We start from the raw sequence: 19,355 nt of genomic DNA on the forward strand, positions 1-19,355 counted from the left end.
GCCTAAGAAAGATAAGGGCCAGGGATTAGAAGAAGAATCGTTTTTGGGTAGGGCTGCTCCAATGGTGTGAACCCCGGAGGATGACAATGCTTATCTGGATCGTGGTTGGTGCGGTGGTGGGTGCGCTGGTTTATGGCGCGATATGGTGGCGTCGGCGAGAGCAGGGACGCTTGTTGCTGGCGAAGCACTCCATCGAGGCGGAGGAGCTTCATGGGATTCTTGCGGGGGAGTCGCGGCCCCGGCTGTATGACGTGCGGCAACCGCTTGATCTGCTGGCTTACTCGGAGATTATTCCGGGGTCGGAGCGTATTTCGCCTAAGGACATTCGGGCTAATCCGTCGTTGATTCCAATGGATGTGGATGCGGTGGTGTACTGCACGTGTCCAGATGACGAGACGGCGCGGGAGATCGTGAACAAGGCACTGGCATTGAGTTTTACGCGGGTGCGGATTTTGCGGGGTGGGCTGGCGGCGTGGAAGGCTGGCGGGTATCCGGTGGAGCGGTATACGACGGCGTTCCATCTGGATACGCCGGTATAGATGAAGCTCTACCGCGGATTTCCATGGATGAACGCGGATCAGGTGCAACGCTTCATGCAGATTAGAGCAACTCAGGCAAACTGCTGTACCTAATCGCACCTTATCCGCGTGACTCCGCCACGATCCGCAGTGGCTCTTAGGCTGCTTGTGAGTAGGCGGGGTGGTGGGGCTCTTCGGCGTGGAGTCGGGTGGTGCGCTGAATGAGGCGTTCGGCTATGGACTCTTCGGTGATGAGGATGGCGGCGCAGGCCATGTAGGGGATGAGTTCGCCAAAGATGCGGGTCTCGATGAGAATGCCGTAGACGAACATGAAGGCGAACCAGATAGGCAGTACCCAGAGCCAGGCGCGGAGTTCGGTGCTGCGGAGGTGGCGGCGCAGAATGAGGACGATGGGGAAGAGGTAGCCACAGGCTCCAAGCATCTGCGGCCACGCGCGCGGGGAGATGAGGAAGCCTAGATTTTGCGGGATACGTGAGTAGAACTCTGAGGGATTGTGCGCAAAGATGTGGCGGACGGCTACCTGCCAGGAGAGCCAGTAGAGGGCGAGCGGGATGACGACGGCGAGGACTCTTGCGGAGTAGAGGCGAGTCCAGTCGGGACGATTATCGCGGCGTTGGTTGTGGAAGAGTTCGGAGATGGCGTAGATGGGGAGCAGGAGCAGGGTGGTTTCGCGGTTGAGGGTAGCGACGAGGAAGACGGCGGCAAAGATCCAGACGGGCTTGTGGCAGTAGATGAGCCAGAGGGCGATGGAGAAGAAGGCGAGTGAGGGCAGGTCGTAGATGAAGCGGAAGTTCTGGATGGTGTGGAGGATGTAGGTCGTGACGCAGAGGACGAGGACCATCGGGTAAACGAGCGGGGTAAGCAGGTGAAGTCGGCTGGCTCGTCTGTAAATGCTGGTGGCGACGAGGCCTGCGGTGACGATGCAGGCGAAGTCGATGAGGGCCTGGACGAGGACCTCGGGCTGCATGGGCCGCGGGAACCAGTAGATGTTCGCGTGCATGAGGGTGGAGATGTGGGTGACCCACTGCTGATTGTGCGCCCAGCGCATGACGGGCATCATGAGGAGGCGTCCCTGGAAGGGCATGCGCTCCGTGCCTTGTTCGTAGGCGCTGGTGAGGACGTAGGGGCGGACCTGCCAGAGGTAGCACCAGACGAACTGGACTGTCGCGAGGAGGTATAGGGCGACCATGCCGAGGCGCTTGTACCTTGCGATCTTGAGCCCATTGCGCATCGCTCTGTAGGATGCGGATCTTACGAATTTGTTGGAGCTGCAGGCGCGTGGGTTTTATGTGGTGAACATGTAGGCGGGCGAAGGAGAGATCTCCTTCGCCCGTTCTGTTGAAGGCGCGTTAGGGGGCGAGGACGAAGGCTATGGCGGCCGAGGCGTCGTACTGGGTCTGGCTGCCCCAGCCGTTCTGGGTGGTGGCGGCGACGTAGACGTACTCCGCGAAGCCGGCTACGGAGCAGTTGCCGAGGAGGGTTGCCGCCGTCTCGCTGATCGGCGAGACGAGGGTGCTGACGGGGCCGCTGATGCTGGGCGGGGTGAGAGTAGCTACTCCCTTGATGAGGGTGAAGGAGTAGTTCGCGAAGTTGTTGGGGTGGGAGCCGGTGAAGGCCATGACGACGGGAAGGGCGTTGAAGCCGGTGTATTTGAGGATGCCGCAGGTGGGGTTGGCGGGATTGCCGTTGAGGGTGGGCTGGCTGATGCCGGCGACGCAGGGGTTGTTGTCGACGAGGATGGTGAGGGCCGGCGTGGTGGCTACGGCTGCGCCGGTGGCGGTGATGAATTCGAGGACGATGGTGTTTTTGCCGTTGGGCAGAACGGTGGAGTCGAGGAAGGCTCCCAGGGAGGGGTTGTACCAGAGGAAGAGCTCGCTGACGGGGTGGACGGGGAGGTAGCCGGGCTTGCCGTTGATGACGGTGGTGGGGGTGGTAACGGCGGTGTACTGGGTGCCGTTCCAGTGCTCGTCGGTGATGGGTGCGGTGTCGATGAGTTCGAGGGTGGTGAGGGCGGCGTCCTTGTAGACGAGGACGCGGTAGAAGGCTGCGCCGTCGTTGGCGGCGAGCTGGTGGTTGACCATGAGGGGCAGGGTTCCGCCGAAGGGGACGTTCTTGACCTGGTAGAAGTAGGTCGGATCGACGGTGGTGTCGGCGAGGCCGGTGGGCTGGACCTTGTCGAAGGGGACGAAGCCGATGCCCATGAGGAGCGGGCCGCTGGCGAGGAAGGGTGCAAGGGCTACGCTCTGGAGGTCGGAGTTGCAGCAGACGAGGAGCTGGCTCGGGTTGGCGAGGGCTACGCTTGACGGCCGGAAGGCGAGGCCAGTGACGACGACGGTCGATGTGGCGGGCGTGGCGGTGAGGTCGATGCGGGAGATGCGGTTGGCGGGGTCCCGCTCGGCGATGAAGAGTGCGCTCTGACCGGCGTCGGCCCAGGTGAGATGGAAGGGCGCGATGAGATTGGAGGCGACGAGCTTGCGGGTTCCGTCGGCGAGGGTGATGCGAGAGATGGTGCCGGTGCCGACGGTGCCGCCTGCGTTCTGCTCGGCGACGTAGGCGTACTGGAGGTCGGCGGAGAGGACGAGCCCGGTGGCTCCGTGGAGGGTGTTGAGGACGGAGTGCTTCGGCGAGGACGGAGTGAGGGCGAAGCGGTAGAGGTTGCCGGTGCCCGCGGGGCTGAACTCGACGACGTAGGCGTTGTTGTGGGCCTCATCGAGGGCGAGTTGCTGCGGGTTGACGAGGCCGGTGGCGATGACGGTAGCGGCGGAGCGGTTGGCGGAGGTGAGGGCGATCTTGACGAGATCGCCGGACTCTTCGAGGACGTAGGCGTGGGTGTCATCGGCGGCTACTTCTATGTCTTCGGGAAGGCTGTAGCCGGTGCCGATGACGTTGTAGGCCTGGGCGAGCTTGTAGGTGACCCACTGGATCTGGAGGTCGTAGCCGTAAGCGACTACGAGGACCTTGGCAAAGTTGCCGGCGTTGGTGTGGACGGCGAAGACATCGCCGGGGACGAGCTTATTGGTTGGATCAGCGTTGGCTGGGATCGGTGTGGTGCCATAGGTGAGCGACTGAAGGCTGCTGGCCGTGACGGAGGCGAAGGGAACGACGCCGAGGTTGACGATCTTTGCGCCGTCGTATGGGTTCATGCTGCGGATGACGGTGGTTTGCTGGTCCCAGAAGAGGTCCCATGTGGTGCCGACGATGGGGCCGGTGACGGATTCTACGCCGGCATCGAGGTCGAAGAGGTAGGTTCCTTTGAGGACGACGGTGCCCTGCGAGACGATGGTGGCGTTGGGGAAGAGGTCGAAGGTGGAGAGTTTGCCGCCGTACTCGACGAAGACGAGCTGGTTGTGGGACTGGCGGAAGTCGGAGCCGATGGCCGCGGCGAGGCCACCGACAAGTTCGATAGGGGTAGGCATGGTGGTGCTCCAATCTGGATGAGGCGAAGGTGTCTGCGAGAGGCGCGGAGCGGTGCTGCTTCCTTGTAGGAGCAGGGCGTCCGGCTTCGTTCAGATTTGTAGGTGGGGGCCCGTGGCCTGGCGTTGCGTGCGAGCACGATACACCCGATCCGTTACGTGTGGATAGTGGGTTGGGGCGGGGAATCGTTACAGGGGTTGTTGCGGGGGTGGGGTGTATCCGATACGCTAAAGGATATGTATGAAGACTTCACGGTAACTGACCGCTGGACTGATGAATCACTCCGCATTATGTGGAAGGGAACCGTGGTGGCCATTGCCACGCGGCATGCCGATGCGACCGATGTGCGCTTCTCCGTCAACGGACGCCCGGTGTGGATCGCGATGCCGAACGTGGCCTGGGTCGAGCAGAAGCGGCGTACCGGCAAGGTGATTACGGACTATCTGGCGGCGCAGACGGCTGGACGCTATCTGAAGATGGCGGTGGAGTCCGGCTACGACAATGGGCGTGAGATGTACACGATGACCGTGGACGAGGTTCTGGACCATGCGGCTGCCGTGGTGAAGGAGGCTGGTGGGACGATGCAGCTTCCGACGCTGCCGGTGATCAACGAGAACATCGAGCCCGAGGTGGAGCTGGGACGGCTGCCAGCGGATAATCAGGGCGCGGTGAAGCCGGTTGACCACATGGTGCTTTAGAGCGCGGTGTTTCGCAGAGGTCAAAAGTGACTGGGTTTATGGATGCCCCTATCTCGAGTGGAGATAGGGGCATCTTCAGGTTTAGGCGTTTAGGCTTGCCATGTCGATGACGAAGCGATATTTGACGTCGCTCTTGATGACGCGCTCGTAGGCTTCGTCGAGCTTCTGGACTGTGGTGAGTTCGATGTCGGAGACGATGTTGTGCTCGGCACAGTAGTCGAGCATCTCCTGCGTTTCTTTCATGCCGCCGATCATGGAACCCGCCAGAGAACGGCGGTTGGTGACCATGGCGAAGGGTGAGATGGGGAGTTCGACCTCGGGGAGACCGACAAGGCAGAGGGTTCCGTTGAGGCGCAGGAGCTTGAGGTAGTCGTTGAGGTTGTGGGGGGCCGAGACGCAGTCGACGATGAAGTCGAGTGAACCGGCGTGCTTCGCCATATCGTCTGGATTTTTGGTGATGACGACCTCATCGGCACCGAGCTTTTTGGCGTCAGCGACCTTGCTCTCCGAGGTGGTGAACTGGACGACGTGCGCGCCGAGGGAGTGGGCGAACTTGAGGGCCATGTGGCCGAGGCCACCGAGGCCGACTACGCCGACTTTGCTGCTGGGACCGACGTTCCAATGGCGCAGGGGCGACCAGGTGGTGATGCCTGCACAGAGGAGCGGGGCGACGGCTGCGAGGTTGAGCTTGGGAGAGATGCTGTAGACGTAGTGCTCGGGTGCGACGATGTTGTTGGCGTAGCCGCCGTAGGTGGGGTTACCGGCGTAGTCCTTGGCGTTGTAGGTGCCGACCATGCCCTTGGTGCAGTAGGGCTCGGCTCCGGCGAGACAGTTCTCGCAGGCCATACAGGTCTCTACAGTGACGCCTACACCGGCGAGGTCGCCGACTTTGAACTTGGAGACTTCATTGCCGACTGCAGTGACCTTGCCGACGATCTCGTGGCCGGGAACCATGGGGTAGATGGAGCCGCCCCACTCGTCGCGGGCCTGGTGGATGTCAGAGTGGCAGATGCCGGAGTAGAGGATCTCGACGACGACGTCTTTGGGGCCGGGCTCGCGGCGCTCGAAGTCGAAGGGGGTGAGGGAGGAGGTCTTGGTGAGGGCGGCGTAACCTTTGGATTTCATGGGGCTCCTGATGAGGTGGCGTGTGAGAAGAGTGATATTAGAAAGATGCTCAACGATGCAGGATCGACTTATCCCGGTCCAAATGAAAAGTTGACTTTAATCGTCGTGTCGACGCTGACGCGCTGTCCGTTCAGAACGTAGGGTTTATAGGTCCACTGCCTAACGGCCACAAGCGATGCAATGGCCAAATCTGCATCCGGTGTGGAGATGATCTTGAGGCGATGAACACGCCCGTCCCGACCGATCAACGCTCCTAAGGTGACTGTGCCGGAGACGTGGTTGAGCTTTGCCCGGGCGGGATAGAACGGGGTTACCTTCTTAAGATTGTTGCCGGCTATAACGCTCCCAGCTATTGAAGGAGTCGTTTCTTCGATCCTGACGAGTTCCGAGGCAGCCTGAAAATCAGAGGACGTCAACGCTTCAGTATTCAGCTTTTCGATGTGAGCCTTGATGACTGGAAGATTATCGAGGCTAATCGTTTGATTGGTGGCGACATGTTTTCCTTGAAATGTACCGATGGTGTTATGCGTCACGACAATTGTTCCGCTGTCGATTCTCAAGCGAAGAGAGGTCTTGTCTCGATCCAGACAGACCGTAGGAAAGAGGCCTAAGGGCGGATAAGCCAGATTTGTAAGTGGCTGATCGAGCATGATGCAGTCAAGGGGAACCTTTGACATATCCAGCTTGCGGAGATCAGGTTTAGATCCCTCGACTTCTTCAGAGTCGGGCATCGGATGTACTGTCTGCGCTTGAACTGCCTCCATCATTTCGGGCGGAAAAATATCCGGCGATGCTTTGTAGAAGCCCTGCTCCTTGAGTAGTTCCGTGTTGTTGTAGGACTTGCTGGTGTAGACGATTCGATGCAGGCTCGGGCTTGCCCACCACTCTTCGATTGTTCCAGCTTCCATGGACTGTCCCTGAGCATCCAGGAGCTGGAAGCTGAGGAGCAGGTGCCACGGCTTAAGACCCGCCTGATCGAGAGAGCTTTCGAGACTCGCCTGACGCAGACGTTCCCGTAACTCTTGCGGGCGCTGCGCTGCGATTGTTGAAGCGAGCAAAGGCAGGGCGAAGGCGAACATAAGTTTCAGGCAAGACGAACGCTGAGATGTCATTTGCGACAATCTTACTCGTCGTAGTGGAGGAGGCTAAGGACATCGTACTCCTGGAATTTTGCGCGGCCTTTGAGGAAGTCGAGTTCGATGGCGAAACCGAGGCCTACGATCTCTCCGCCTAGCTGGCGGACGAGCTGGACGGTGGCCTGCATGGTGCCGCCGGTGGCGAGGAGGTCGTCGACGATGAGGACGCGCTGGCCGGGTTCGATGGCGTCGAGGTGGATTTCGAGGGCGTCGGTGCCGTACTCGAGATCGTAGGAGACGCGGGCGGTCTTGGCGGGGAGCTTCTTGGGCTTGCGGACGGGGACGAAGCCTGCGTTGAGGCGATAGGCGAGGGCGGGTCCGAAGATGAAGCCGCGGGCTTCGATGCCGAGGACGAGGTCGATATCCTTGCCGATGTAGTAAGCGGCGAAGGCGTCGATGAGCTGGGCGAAGCCTGCCTTATCTTTGAGCAGGGTGGTGATGTCGTAGAAGAGGATGCCCTCTTTGGGGAAGTCGGGGACGGTTCGGACGAGACTCTTTAGTGGCTCGCAGTTGATGGCACTCATTTACCAGGCTCCTTCTATTTCGAACGGGCCGAGGTTCGCGCCTTCGTTCTCTTCAAGTTCATGTTCGAGCACGCGATCGACGCGGCTTCCGCGGGATCCTTTGTGCAGCGCTGTCTTCAGGTCGTTCAATTCTTCCGGCTTGCCTGCGGCGACGATCTCGACGTGTCCATCGGCGGTGTTGCGGACCCAGCCACGCAGGCCTATCTCAGCGGCCTCGCGATGGACGAACCATCGGAACCCGACACCCTGCACGCGGCCTTTGACGAGGAAGTGGAGGACCATACCAATAATCAGTGTCGCAGAGCCGCAGCGCTCATGCAAGGTGAGGCAAAACGGACAACCTTACAGGCTGATTCATGCGTCTGTCTATAAAAAGCTACGGTGATCGGAACAAATATAACCAGCACCGGAAACTTTCTACGTAGCAGGCGTACGCAGTAGGCAAGATGTCGTCATGCTGTAATCCGTAATGCGAGGTATTGAACTGTCAGGCCGCGATATCGGCGTGATGAGTCGATTTCCTCCCTTTTACTCAGGAGATGGGTCCCCATGTTGAAGTCCAAGTCGTCGATGATGAAGTGCGTTCTGAACGTGTGCCTTGTTGCTGCCGCCTCTGCGGTTGGCCATGCACAGATCTACAAGCTGCACAATGCAGACGTCGGCATTGCTGCTACTGGCCAGTTCACTACGCCGCTGACGAGCAATGGAATCGTGAACCAAAATACAACGATGTCGCCGGGGCTGGTGTTCACGCTACGCGATCATCCAGTGGCATGGGCAGGCGTGGAGTTGAACTACGGCTTTACGCGTTATTCGCAGCGTTATACATATACCAATGGTGGAGCGACGGGAACAATCGGCGATTCGAATAGTGTTCATGAAGCGACCGCAGCGTACCTGTTTCATCCGCACTTCCGCCATCTGCAGCCCTTTGTAGGGATTGGTGGCGGCGCACTGGACTTTATGCCGACGCAGGGACAGAACCAGTGGCGTGGTGCCGGACTGCTTGAAGCTGGATTGGATATTCCTACGCGCAACCCACACTTCGGCTTTCGCGTTCAGGGACGCAGCCTTTATTATCGTGCTCCTAATTTCGATATCAAGGGTGGATCCTCGCAGAGCTGGGTGGTAACGACGCAGCCTTCGGGCGGTGCGTATATCCGCTTCTAAACATGGCGGACTGTAGGGCTGCCTCTAGGCAGAGAAACGGGCAGCGTCTTTCGACTCTGCCCGTTGTATTTTGTGCAGGCGATCGTTACTCTTTCACGCTTACGCCAAGAGCTTTCATCTTGCGATAGAGGTGGCTGCGCTCCAGGCCCAGGCCTTCGGCGGCGCGGCTTACGTTGCCGTGACACTCGTCGAGTTTCTTGAGGATGTAATCACGCTCGTAGGCTTCGCGTGCTTCGAGGAGGGTGGCGAACTCTTCACCACGGCCAGCGGCTTTTCCTGCGTCGCGAAAGACGAGGACGGGAAGGTGTTTCTTCTCGATGCGCTGAACCTTGGGGTTGAGGATGAGGACTCGTTCGACCAGGTTGCGGAGCTCGCGGACGTTGCCGGGCCAGTGATACTGCTTGAGGGTGGCGAGGGCGTCGTCGCTGATCTCGACGCGGGGACGGCCGTACTGCTGCCCAAACTCGCGCAGGAACTCTTTGGCGAGGAGGGGGATGTCTTCCTTGCGGTCGCGCAGGGGTGGGACGAAGAAGGGGATGACATTGAGGCGGTAGAAGAGGTCTTCGCGGAAGTTGCCGCGGGCGATCTCTTCTTCAAGGTCCTTGTTTGTGGCGGCGATGACGCGAACGTCGACGTGGATGGGATTGCTGGCGCCGACGGGCAGGAAGCGTTGTTCGTCCAGCGCGCGGAGGACCTTGGCTTGCGTCTTGAGGCTCATGTCGCCGACTTCATCGAGGAAGAGGGTGCCGCCATCGGCTCGCTCGAAGGTGCCGCGCTTCTCGGAGGGGCTGCCGGGACCGGCGGGACCTGCGCCATGGCGGTAGCCGAAGAGCTCGGTTTCGATGTAATCCTCGGGGATGGCGGCGCAGTTGAGTTCGACGAAGACGCGATCCTTGCGGAGGCTTTCGGCATGCATGGCGCGACCGATGAGTTCTTTGCCGGTACCGCTTTCACCGTAGATCAGGACGCGGCCGTTGGTGGGGGCCATGAGCTTGATCTGCTGGCGGAGGGCCTTCATGGGGACGCTGTTGCCGGTGACGGTGCCCTTGACGGCAAGCTGGCGGGAGAACTCCTGGTTGTCTTCGCGCATCTGGCGAGCCTTCATCGCGTTCTTGAGCACGATGAGGGTACGGGCGAGTGAGAGAGGCTTCTCGAGGAAGTCGTAGGCCCCGAGCTTGGTGGCTTTGACGGCGGCCTCGATGGTGCCGTGGCCGCTGATGATGACGACCTCGGGGACGTGCGCACTCTCCATCTGTCGGATCTCGGTGAGGGCATCGAGACCGTCGCGGTCGGGGAGCCAGATGTCCAGGAGGACTACGTCGTAGGCTGCGTCGCGGAGGAGTTCAAGCGCTTCGCCTGCGGTGGCGGCGCTGGTCACGATGTAGCCCTCTTCGCGAAGGATGTTTTCGAGGGACTCGCGGATCTCTGCTTCGTCGTCGACGATGAGCACGTGATTCAAAGGGTGCTCCCAACGGTGAGGGCTGGTTGTGATTCGGTGGTGTCGGCGAGGGAGGCGGTGCGGAGTTCGAGGATGAACTTTGCGCCTGCGGGGACATTCTTCTCGGCGCGGATGGTGCCTTCGTGCTCCTGGATGATCTTGCCGGCGATGGCGAGGCCGAGGCCGGTGCCGCGCTGCTTGGTGGAGAAGTAGGGGAGGAAGAGGCGTTCGCGCATCTCGTCGGTGAGGCCGGAGCCGGTGTCGGCGATGGTGAGCTCGACCATGCCGCTGTCGAGCAGCGAGGTGGTGATGCGCAGTTCGCGGAGAAGGCTTTGCTGCATGGCCTCGGCTGCGTTGTCGATGAGGTTGCCGAGGGCTCGCTTGAGTGCTTCGGGATCGGCCATCACGAGGGGCAGGGCAGGATCGAACTTCTTGACGAGGCGCAGGTTCTGGAGGCGTCCGGCGAACATGGCGAGCGAGTTTTCGACGATGGTGTTGAGGTCGGCGGGGCGAGGGCGTGCGGTAGGGAACTCGGCGAGGGCGGCGAACTGGTCGACGAGCGAGCGCATGCTCTCGACGGAGGAAGTAATGACCTCGCTGCAGCGGCGGATGACTGCGATCGACGTCGACGTGGTGCCATCGGCGACCATGACATCTTCCATGCGGCCGATGTGCCGATGGATCTGCTCGGCGCTGAGAGAGATCGGGGTGAGGGGATTCTTGATCTCGTGAGCGACGCGGCGGGCGACCTCTTTCCATGCGGATTGCTTCTGGGCCTGGAGAAGTTCGGTAGCGTTTTCGAGGACGACGACGTAGCCGAGGTGGACGCGCTCGCCGGTCTCGAGGAGGGCTACGGTGGCGAGGAGGTTGAGGACGCCAGTGCCGTTTCCGTTGGGCTTACTCATCTCCATCTCGCCTGACGCGGAGCCCATACGGTGGCTTCGCTTCATAAGGCGGTCGAGGGCTTCGGTGACCTCTGCGGGGAAGACCTCTTCCATGGGCATGCCGAGGAAGGGGCGCTGGCCACCGGGGTCCATCATCTCGCTGAGGGCCCGGTTGGCGAGGACGACGTTGCGGCTGACGTCGAGTGTAGCGACGCCGTTGGGGATGGTCTGGAGCATGGTTTCGAGCTCGCCGCGACGAGCTTCGAGGGCAGCGTTGGCGCGGCTTAGCTGGATGGTGGACTCTTCGACGGCGTGGCGGCTGCCTTCAAGGTCGGCGGCCATGTGGTTGAAGCTGCGAACGAGTTCTTCAAGCTCTTCGGTGGCGCTTTCGCCGACGCGGTGGGCATAGTCGCCGGCGGCTATGGCTTCCATGGCGTCGGCAAGGGCTTCGACGGGGCGGGTGACTTGTTTTGAGAGATGGAGGGCAAGCCAGCTTGTGGCGAAGAGGGCGAGGCTGGTCATCATGAGGAGCAGCCACATATAGGTGTTGCGAATGAGGCGCCGGCTGCGGAAGAGCTTCCAGTAGTCGTCGGCTGCCTTGCGGAGGCGGGTCATGGTGTCGGACATGCCATAAGGCATGGGCAGGCCGACGACGACGGAGCCGCCGGTGTTGAGGACCGAGGCGCCGAGGGCGTAGTCGGTCTTACCGAGCGAGAACATGGGCTCGTCGCTGCGTTGGGCCGCAGTGAGAATTGCGGCGTCTTTGGCGGTACTTAGCTCGAGGGTTGCTGCGTTTGAAGCGTCGGCTACGTCCGGCTTGGGGGCAATGTCGTTCTCGTCGGAGGTGTCGGAATGCTCGGGGAGCCAGGGTTTGAGCCTGGCGGTGGTTCCGGGCTGCTCGGGTAGGTGGAAGGCGGCGATGGCCTGGCCATCGTGATAGACAACGACGAAACCACCTTGCAGTGTGCCTTCGTGATGGCGAAGGACTTGAAGGATATCGGATAGAGTGTCGGGGGAGATACCGGCGGTGCCGACCTTCTGGCCTTTCGTGCCCATCAGCTTGAGTGCGGGCAGACTGGTGGCGATGGAGTCGGCTTCGACGCGGGCGTTCGCGGCGGTGTATTGCGCGAGTTCGAGGGCCATGCGGTTGCTATCGTCGCGCATCTGGGTGACGGGTTGCGAGAACCAACGATCGACGGCGCGGTTCATCAGATCGTAGCTGAAGGCGAACATGAAGGCGATGGGGATGAGGCTGACGAGGACGGCTCCCCAGAGCATGCGGGTGCGAAGACGCTTGCCCATAACGCGGCTGCTCTGGTCGGCGTAGAGCTTGAGGACGTTCCGGACGAGCAGCACAAGAACGCCGACGAAGAGCACGAAGGCCATGGCTGAAAGGCCGGTGAAGACGACAATCTGCTCAGTTGTGGCGGGATTGAGGAAATTCTTGAAGGCGTTCATCGACGCGAGGACGAGGAACAGCACCAGCAGGCAGGTCCCGAGCAGGATGACTGCGACCTTCCGTTGATGCGCGCTTGCCGTCATGCCGTCTCCATAATGCACCGATTATAGGACGCGGCATGACGGCTGGTGTCACTTTGCGGCGCTAAGCAGATCGCTGACGGGGGTCCAATCTCGCGATTGTGCCTGGGCCACAGCTTCGTAGGTAAGAACGCCGTTGTAGGTGTTGACGCCCTCAGCGATGCCTTTGTCTTCCTGGATGGCTGCGACGGCTCCCATGCGGGCGAGTTTGAGGAGGTAGGGGAAGGTGGCATTGGTGAGCGCAAGCGTGGAGGTGTTGGGGACGGCGGCGGGCATGTTGGTGACGCAATAGTGGACGACGCCGTTGACCTCGTAGGAGGGGTCGCTGTGGGTGGTGGGGCGTGCGGTTTCGATGCAGCCGCCCTGATCGATGGCGACGTCAACGATGACTGCGCCTTTCTTCATCTTTGCGACCATGGCCTTGGTGACAATCTTGGGAGCAGCCGCGCCTGGAATGAGGACGCCGCCGATGACGAGGTCGGCTTCGCAGACGGCCTTCTCGACGTTGTAGCTGTTGCTGTACACGGTGTAGACGCGGCCACCGAAGATGTCGTCGAGCTCGCGGAGACGGTTGAGGCTGTTGTCGAGCAGGGTGACCTTCGCGCCCATGCCGAGGGCGATCTTCGCTGCGTTGGTGCCGACGATACCGCCGCCAATGACGCAGACGTTGCCGGGTGCTACGCCGGGGACGCCGCCGAGGAGGACGCCGCGACCGCCGTGCTCCTTCTCGAGATAGGCCGCGCCGACCTGGACGCTCATGCGGCCGGCGACTTCGCTCATCGGAATGAGGAGTGGGAGGGCTCCGAAGCGATCGCGAACGGTCTCGTAGGCGATGCCGGTGACCTTCTTCTCAAGGAGCGCGTTGGTGAGATCGACGATGGGTGCGAGGTGGAGATAGGTGAAGAGGACGAGGCCTTCGCGGAAGTGACGATACTCTTTTTCGGTCGGCTCCTTGACCTTGACGATCATGTCGGCGAGACGCCAGACGTCGTAGGCTGAGCCGACGATCTCTGCGCCGGATGCCTGGTATTCGTCGTCGGGCATGGCGGAAAGAGCGCCTGCGTTCGTCTCGACCAGCACCTTATGGCCTGCCTCTACCAGAGCTTTTGCGCCTGCCGGGGTTACGCCCACGCGGCTTTCGTGATCTTTTACTTCCTTGGGTACACCGATGATCATTTTCAGTCCCTCAGTCTCAATTGTATGAGAGGTTTCGATTTGTCATGGTGTGAGACGGCGTGGGTATACTTCGATTACTAAAGACCAGCCGATTGATGGGCAGCGGAGCCCGGTACCCGTATGAGTTCGCCAGCACGCTTCTTCTCTCCAATCAATTTCAGGATGCGGTTCCCCGCGCTGGATGGGATGCGTGGGTTTGCGCTGATTATTGTGTTTCTGACCCACTACAGCGGCGGCCTGGGGCAGGGAGCCGTCGGCCACATCATCAAGCGGATGCGCGATATGGGCTGGGTGAGTGTGGATCTGTGGTTCGTGCTGTCAGGCTTCCTGATCACGGGCATTCTTTTTGACACGCGGGGCGATTCTCATTTTTTGAAGCGATTTTTTGCTCGGCGTGTGATTCGAATCTTGCCGATTTTCTACCTCGTGGTGGTGATCGTTCTTCTGTTGACACCGATTTTGCACTACCGGCTTCGGTGGCCGCAGAGCATGTTCCTCATCTATGTTGGCAACTTCTTCACGATCTACGATCCGACGCTGATGCTAATTCGGAGTTCGATTTCGCCGGTGTTCAACGTGTCGTTCGGTCACTTCTGGTCGCTGTGTATTGAGGAGCAGTTTTATCTTGTTTGGCCATTTTTCGTGCTTTGGATACCGAACCGGGTGAGGCTGATCCAGACGGCTGCCGGCATATCGGTGTTGACCCTGCTGGTGCGTACCTATGTAGTGTGGGTATACCGTAGTCCGATCGCAGAGACGTGGACGTTTCATACCCTGCCGTTTCGGCTGGATACGATGCTGATGGGCGGTGTGCTTGCGCTGGTGTTGCGAGGGCAGATCGTGGATGGCTGGCAGCGAGCCTGCAGATGGGTTTTCCTGACCGCGTGCTTCCTTCTGGCGGTTATCTTGATGCTGCCGCAGCTTTATCGCTCGTTGATGATTCAGTCTGTGGGGCTGAGTATCGTTGCGCTTGCGTGCGTGGGATTGATCGGCGGCACGTTGCGGGACGGCTCGCTGCCGTTTCGACTCTTCTCGAACAGAACGCTGCGGTACCTGGGCAAGTATAGCTACGGCTTCTATATTTTTCACGTGCTTTACTCGACCGCCTGGAGTTCCTTGCGGATCTACATGTCGCGGCGGCTGCACTCGGTCGACCTGGCCATTTTGTTTTGCATCTTTGCGTGCTTTCCTATGACGCTGATGCTGGCGAAGTTGAGCTATGACCTGTTCGAGGTTCGATTTTTAAGGCTCAAGAAACACTTTGAATATGATTCAGAGATGGCGACGCATCAGCACGCGTTCACGACGGAGTGAGTCTTTTGGCTGCACCTGCACGCTATTTCGAGCCAGTCGATTTTCGGACTAACTTCCCGGCGTTGGGAGGAATTCGCGCATTTGCGCTGACGCTGATATTTTTTGTCCACTATGGCGGCGGTTTTACGGGAGGCAGAGCCGTCCGGCTGCTGGAGTGGGTTCGGGAGCAGTGCTGGTTCTCGCTCGACCTTACGTTTGTGCTGTCGGGGTTTCTGATTACGGGGATTCTCTACGACACGCAGGCGGACTCACATTTCTTCAAACGCTTCTTTGGGCGGCGGGCGATCCGTATCCTGCCGATCTTTTACCTGGTCGCTATTGTGCTTTTGCTGCTGACGCCGATTGTGCACTACAGGTGGCGATGGATGCAGTTGACGTTCCTGATCTATATCGGGAACTTCTTTGCGACGAGCAACTTGAGTTTGTATGTGATTCCGAGTGCGGTGCATCCGAGGGCCTCGGTTTTGATCAGTCATTTCTGGTCGCTGTATGTAGAGGAGCAGTTTTATCTGTTCTGGCCGCTGATCGTCTGGTGGGTGCGGGACCGGGCGCGTGTGCTTTGGATCGCGATTGGGCTATGCGCGATTTCGTTTATTGCCCGAACGATTGTTGTCTATAGCCTTCATAGCGTTGTGGCGGAGCGTTGGACGAACCATACTTTGCCGTTTCGGCTGGATACGATCCTCATGGGCGGGATACTGGCGCTGCTGCTGCGAGGGGAACGGGCGGATCAGTGGCAGCGTGCCTGCCGGTGGATATTTCTGGCTGCGACGATGGTGGTGATGACGATCCTGCTGCTGCCGTCGGGGTTTGGGGCGGCGCTGACGCGATCGGTAGGGGTGCTCTTTGTGGCGGTTGCGTCGGCCGGGCTGGTGGGATGCACGCTACGGGCGGGGTCGGTGGCCTACCGGTTCTTCGGGATGCGGCCGCTGCGCTACTTTGGCCGGTACAGCTATGGGTTTTTTATCCTGCATATCCTCTTCTTTGAGGAGTGGATACGGCTTCGCCTCTACCTTGCGCACAAACTGGATTCCGGGAATCTCGCTGTCGTTGTCACATTTCTGATTACGTTCGCCTGTGTCTTTCTAGCGGCAAAGCTGAGCTACGACCTCTATGAGGTCCGGTTTTTGAGGCTGAAGCGACATTTTCCTTACGATCTGGAGTCAGCTGCCCATAAACATGGCTACCGGCTGAAGTGAAGGGAGTCGTCTTCGGGAGGTGAAATCCCCGAGATTTTCCTCTACTCGGAGGCGGTACACTAATCGAAGCGCCCTAGTCAGGAATCGAACCTTCTCATGTCATCGAACGGCTTTCAAATGCGGTACTCGCGCATCCACAACATGCGCTCGCTCTTCAGCCTTTTCTCCAGCGATCTTGCCATCGACCTTGGCACCGCGAATACGCTTGTGTTTGCCCATGGTAAGGGCATTATCGTCAATGAGCCGTCGATTATCGCGGTGAATAAGATCACGAACGAGGTTGAGGCTGTCGGTAAAGAGGCCAAAGAGATGCTTGGGCGTACGCCGGGCAACATTGTGGCCATTAAGCCGATGAAGGACGGCGTTATTGCTGACTTTCGGCATACCGAGAAGATGTTGAACTACTTCATCCAGAAGGCGCATAACCGCAAGATGATGGTGCATCCGCGGATCGTGATTGGGGTTCCATCCGAGATTACGCAGGTAGAAAAGCGTGCTGTTATGGATTCGGCTTACCGGGCCAAGGCCTCCGAGGTGCATCTCGTGGAGCAGGCTATGGTCGCGGCGATTGGGGCCGGGCTGCCGATTACGGAGCCGGGCGGCAACATGGTCGTCGATATTGGTGGCGGCACGACGGATATCGCGGTGATCTCGCTGGCGGGCATCGTGTATTCGCGGTCGGTTCGTATGGCTGGAAATCAGATGGACGAAGCCGTAATGACGTATCTGAAGCGGAAATACAACCTGCTGATCGGTGAGCGGACGGCAGAGCAGATCAAGATTGTGCTGGGTTCGGCGTATCCGCTGGACAAGCCGATCCACATGGAAGTGAAGGGCCGGAACCTGATCGAAGGCGTTCCGAAGACGATTACGATTGAGGATTCGGAGATCCGCGAGGCCCTGGGTGAGTGCATTGCGACGATTATCAATGCGATCCGAGTCGCGCTTGAGCGGACGCCGCCGGAGCTTTCGGCCGATATTTCTGATCGCGGCATCGTGCTGACGGGTGGTGGAGCGCTGATCAAGAATCTGGATAAGCGGATTCGTGAGGAGACAGGCTTGCCGGTATCGATTGCGGACGATCCGCTTGCAAGCGTGGTGCTTGGTACAGGCAAGATGCTGAGCGACTTCAAACTGCTGCGCAAGATTTCGATTGACTAGATCGTGGTTTGTTGAGTCTGCTCGATGCGTTCGGCTGTTCGCTTTACCCTGTTTTGAGTAGGTTAGCAGGCGGAATGACTCTGTTAGCTACGGCTGGTCTGACCGGTGCGGCGGACCTTTCGGCGCGCTAAACTCATTTTCCAGATGGGAAGTGACGCGACTTGTTGTCGCTTCGCTGGACAGGTCCAGCCGCTTGTAGTCTCGGTGCCTTTGCGTGTGAACCCGGTTGGGCGGGTGGCGCGGAACGCGGCGAGCCTTGTTGGAATCTACTTCTGACTGGTGCCGTTCCGACAATCTGGGTTTGCGTCAATGATGCCAGAACTGTGACGCATGCGTTTTCTGCATGGCAAGGTTATGCAGAGGTTTGCACATATTGCACTGTGCCGCGCTGAATATTGCCTGCAAAGTGCCTCTTGAGGCGCTTTTTCGATTTGGTACGCAACGTGCAAATTGGGTTTCAGGTGCGAGTTGCTGCATCGCATTCGGAGCCCTCCCATGATCTGTGCATCACCTTTGCTGGAAAATACCAGCCTGCCGATTAGTACGCAGAAGCGCCTTGAGCGTCTAGAAAACCATACCGCGAAGGTCGGTGTGATTGGCCTTGGCTATGTAGGACTTCCACTGTCGATGTTGCTTGCCGAAGCGGGCTTCAAGGTTACCGGGTTCGATATCGACATGACGAAGGTCGAGGACCTGACGGCTGGTCGAACTTATATTCGGCGCATCCCGCAGGAAGAGATTCAGTGCGCGCTCGGGCGCGGTTTCAAGGCCACGAACGACTTCGCGCATATCTCGGATATGGATGCGGTGATCATGTGTGTGCCGACGCCGCTCCGTGAGCATCGGGAGCCGGACCTGAGCTTTGTTGAGGAGACGTCGCGTTCGATTGCGCCGTGGCTCCGTGAGGGGCAACTGGTCATTCTGGAGAGCACGACGTATCCAGGGACGACGGAAGAGTTGGTCATCCCGATCCTCGAGGCGGAAAACCTACGCGGACTGAAGGCGCAAGGACCCGGAGTGCCGGAGGAGCAGGAGGTCTTCTACGTCGCGTTCTCACCAGAGCGGGAAGACCCAGGGAACGATACGATTGCGCGCCGAGATATCCCGAAGGTGGTTGGCGGGCACGAGGCGATCGCAACGGAGATGGCAGCGGTTTTGTATGAGGGGATCTTTACGCGAGCGGTTCGTGTGTCGTCGACGCGGGTGGCGGAGATGACGAAGCTGCTGGAGAATATCTATCGCTGCGTAAACATCGCGCTGGTGAACGAGCTAAAGCTGCTCTCGTTGAAGATGGATGTGGACATATGGGAGGTGATCGACGCTGCGGCTACGAAGCCGTTCGGCTTTCATCCCTTCTTTCCGGGACCAGGGCTTGGTGGCCACTGCATTCCGATTGACCCGTTTTACCTTAGCTGGAAGGCGAAGGAGTTCGACTTCAATCTGCGCTTTATTGAACTTGCAGGTGAGGTGAACGAGGCGATGCCGGGTCATGTCGTTAACTACGTGGCGGAAGGTCTAAACAAGCACAACAAGGCGATGAACGGGGCGAAGGTCCTGATGTTGGGAATGGCGTACAAGCGCGACATTGACGACCTGCGCGAGTCGCCCTCTTTGCGGACGATGGAGTTGCTCCGGGAGCGTGGCTGCGATGTCGTTTATAACGATCCTTACGTGCCGATGGTGGGTAAGGGGCGCAAGTACAACCTGAACATGAGAAGTACACCGCTTGAGAATCTGGACCAGTATGACTGCGTTCTGATTATGACGGACCACTCAGACTACGACTACAAGCAGATTGTCGAGAGTTCGGTGCTGGTGGTCGATACGCGAAACGCTACGAAGGGCATTCGCTCAAGGAAGATTGTTCGCTGCTGAAGCACTGATCGTGGAGCAGTGAAAGATCAGCCGGGCCGTGCAAGAGATAGATCGAGCGTTGACGCTTAGGGATGTGAGAATCATGCTGAATTTAAAGAATGTACTATCGCGCCGCAACTCGTGTGGGATGGCGTTCCTCTTTGTTTTCGCGCTGTGCTGCGTT

At 59.3% G+C, this 19,355-nt stretch carries 16 protein-coding genes; 7 read left to right on the forward strand and 9 right to left on the reverse strand.

Annotated elements, in window-relative coordinates; genetic code table 11:
• The first annotated feature begins 86 nt into the window (after positions 1-86).
• The gene (locus tag OHL20_RS13320; RefSeq protein ID WP_263383666.1) at positions 87-539 is read left to right on the forward strand and encodes a rhodanese-like domain-containing protein; all 453 of its coding nucleotides are present in this window, start codon (positions 87-89) and stop codon (positions 537-539) included.
• A 136-nt stretch (positions 540-675) separates the two neighbouring features.
• Here the strand turns inward: OHL20_RS13320 and OHL20_RS13325 are convergent, their stop codons facing one another.
• Together OHL20_RS13325 and OHL20_RS13330 are read right to left on the reverse strand one after the other, a co-directional pair.
• On the reverse strand, positions 676-1,770 hold the full coding sequence (locus OHL20_RS13325; protein ID WP_263383667.1) for a hypothetical protein: 1,095 nt from the start codon (positions 1,768-1,770) through the stop codon (positions 676-678).
• A gap of 118 nt (positions 1,771-1,888) precedes the next feature.
• On the reverse strand, positions 1,889-3,955 hold the full coding sequence (locus OHL20_RS13330; RefSeq protein WP_263383668.1) for a YncE family protein: 2,067 nt from the start codon (positions 3,953-3,955) through the stop codon (positions 1,889-1,891).
• A 234-nt stretch (positions 3,956-4,189) separates the two neighbouring features.
• On the opposite strand from OHL20_RS13330, the gene OHL20_RS13335 reads away from it, so the two are divergent.
• Positions 4,190-4,651 (forward strand): hypothetical protein, encoded by a 462-nt coding sequence (locus tag OHL20_RS13335; RefSeq protein ID WP_263383669.1) that lies wholly within the window; start codon positions 4,190-4,192, stop codon positions 4,649-4,651.
• Positions 4,652-4,732: 81 nt separating this feature from the next.
• Here the strand turns inward: OHL20_RS13335 and OHL20_RS13340 are convergent, their stop codons facing one another.
• The 4 genes from OHL20_RS13340 to OHL20_RS13355 form a co-directional block, all read right to left on the reverse strand.
• A complete protein-coding gene (locus tag OHL20_RS13340; RefSeq protein ID WP_263383670.1) occupies positions 4,733-5,776 on the reverse strand; it encodes an NAD(P)-dependent alcohol dehydrogenase in 1,044 nt (347 codons plus the stop codon).
• A gap of 68 nt (positions 5,777-5,844) precedes the next feature.
• Positions 5,845-6,855, reverse strand: a complete 1,011-nt coding sequence (locus tag OHL20_RS13345) for an energy transducer TonB (protein WP_263383671.1) — start codon at positions 6,853-6,855, stop codon at positions 5,845-5,847.
• Between the two features lie 44 nt (positions 6,856-6,899).
• Positions 6,900-7,436, reverse strand: coding sequence for an adenine phosphoribosyltransferase (locus tag OHL20_RS13350; protein WP_263383672.1), 537 nt, complete (start codon positions 7,434-7,436; stop codon positions 6,900-6,902).
• The gene (locus tag OHL20_RS13355) at positions 7,437-7,718 is read right to left on the reverse strand and encodes an acylphosphatase (protein WP_263383673.1); all 282 of its coding nucleotides are present in this window, start codon (positions 7,716-7,718) and stop codon (positions 7,437-7,439) included. It abuts the gene before it with no gap.
• 267 nt (positions 7,719-7,985) lie between these two features.
• Here OHL20_RS13355 and OHL20_RS13360 point away from each other — a divergent pair, with 267 nt between their 5' ends.
• Positions 7,986-8,606, forward strand: a complete 621-nt coding sequence (locus OHL20_RS13360) for a hypothetical protein (RefSeq protein WP_263383674.1) — start codon at positions 7,986-7,988, stop codon at positions 8,604-8,606.
• A gap of 85 nt (positions 8,607-8,691) precedes the next feature.
• Here OHL20_RS13360 and OHL20_RS13365 read toward each other — a convergent pair whose 3' ends face one another.
• From OHL20_RS13365 to ald, 3 genes are read right to left on the reverse strand one after another with little or no spacing between them, the layout of a single operon-like run.
• Entirely contained in the window at positions 8,692-10,065 is a 1,374-nt protein-coding gene (locus OHL20_RS13365) for a sigma-54-dependent transcriptional regulator (RefSeq protein ID WP_263383675.1), read from the reverse strand.
• Entirely contained in the window at positions 10,062-12,470 is a 2,409-nt protein-coding gene (locus tag OHL20_RS13370; protein ID WP_263383676.1) for a sensor histidine kinase, read from the reverse strand. Before OHL20_RS13370 ends, OHL20_RS13365 begins: the two co-directional genes overlap by 4 nt.
• 48 nt (positions 12,471-12,518) lie before the next feature.
• Positions 12,519-13,643, reverse strand: coding sequence for an alanine dehydrogenase (gene ald / locus OHL20_RS13375; protein ID WP_263383677.1), 1,125 nt, complete (start codon positions 13,641-13,643; stop codon positions 12,519-12,521).
• A gap of 120 nt (positions 13,644-13,763) precedes the next feature.
• Here ald and OHL20_RS13380 point away from each other — a divergent pair, with 120 nt between their 5' ends.
• From OHL20_RS13380 to OHL20_RS13395, 4 genes are all read left to right on the forward strand, one after another.
• The gene (locus tag OHL20_RS13380) at positions 13,764-14,957 is read left to right on the forward strand and encodes an acyltransferase family protein (RefSeq protein ID WP_263383678.1); all 1,194 of its coding nucleotides are present in this window, start codon (positions 13,764-13,766) and stop codon (positions 14,955-14,957) included.
• Positions 14,958-14,962: 5 nt separating this feature from the next.
• Entirely contained in the window at positions 14,963-16,156 is a 1,194-nt protein-coding gene (locus tag OHL20_RS13385; RefSeq protein ID WP_263383679.1) for an acyltransferase family protein, read from the forward strand.
• A 96-nt stretch (positions 16,157-16,252) separates the two neighbouring features.
• Entirely contained in the window at positions 16,253-17,317 is a 1,065-nt protein-coding gene (locus OHL20_RS13390) for a rod shape-determining protein (RefSeq protein WP_317890960.1), read from the forward strand.
• Positions 17,318-17,812: 495 nt separating this feature from the next.
• Positions 17,813-19,192: a nucleotide sugar dehydrogenase gene (locus OHL20_RS13395; protein ID WP_263383680.1), complete on the forward strand. Its 1,380-nt coding sequence runs from the start codon at positions 17,813-17,815 to the stop codon at positions 19,190-19,192.
• The last annotated feature ends 163 nt before the right edge of the window (positions 19,193-19,355 follow it).

Source organism: Granulicella arctica, from assembly GCF_025685605.1.
Classification (GTDB): Bacteria; Acidobacteriota; Terriglobia; order Terriglobales; family Acidobacteriaceae; genus Edaphobacter; species Edaphobacter arcticus.

Coding starts and splice junctions, on each gene's coding strand:
- OHL20_RS13325 (WP_263383667.1), bottom strand. CDS start 1,770: ATGCGCAATGGGCTCAAGATCGCAAGGTACAAGCGCCTCGGCATGGTC.
- OHL20_RS13350 (WP_263383672.1), bottom strand. CDS start 7,436: ATGAGTGCCATCAACTGCGAGCCACTAAAGAGTCTCGTCCGAACCGTC.
- OHL20_RS13390 (WP_317890960.1), top strand. CDS start 16,253: ATGTCATCGAACGGCTTTCAAATGCGGTACTCGCGCATCCACAACATG.
- OHL20_RS13380 (WP_263383678.1), top strand. CDS start 13,764: ATGAGTTCGCCAGCACGCTTCTTCTCTCCAATCAATTTCAGGATGCGG.
- OHL20_RS13355 (WP_263383673.1), bottom strand. CDS start 7,718: ATGGTCCTCCACTTCCTCGTCAAAGGCCGCGTGCAGGGTGTCGGGTTC.
- OHL20_RS13335 (WP_263383669.1), top strand. CDS start 4,190: ATGTATGAAGACTTCACGGTAACTGACCGCTGGACTGATGAATCACTC.
- OHL20_RS13345 (WP_263383671.1), bottom strand. CDS start 6,855: ATGTTCGCCTTCGCCCTGCCTTTGCTCGCTTCAACAATCGCAGCGCAG.
- OHL20_RS13360 (WP_263383674.1), top strand. CDS start 7,986: ATGTTGAAGTCCAAGTCGTCGATGATGAAGTGCGTTCTGAACGTGTGC.
- OHL20_RS13330 (WP_263383668.1), bottom strand. CDS start 3,955: ATGCCTACCCCTATCGAACTTGTCGGTGGCCTCGCCGCGGCCATCGGC.
- OHL20_RS13370 (WP_263383676.1), bottom strand. CDS start 12,470: ATGACGGCAAGCGCGCATCAACGGAAGGTCGCAGTCATCCTGCTCGGG.
- OHL20_RS13320 (WP_263383666.1), top strand. CDS start 87: ATGCTTATCTGGATCGTGGTTGGTGCGGTGGTGGGTGCGCTGGTTTAT.
- ald (WP_263383677.1), bottom strand. CDS start 13,643: ATGATCATCGGTGTACCCAAGGAAGTAAAAGATCACGAAAGCCGCGTG.
- OHL20_RS13395 (WP_263383680.1), top strand. CDS start 17,813: ATGATCTGTGCATCACCTTTGCTGGAAAATACCAGCCTGCCGATTAGT.
- OHL20_RS13340 (WP_263383670.1), bottom strand. CDS start 5,776: ATGAAATCCAAAGGTTACGCCGCCCTCACCAAGACCTCCTCCCTCACC.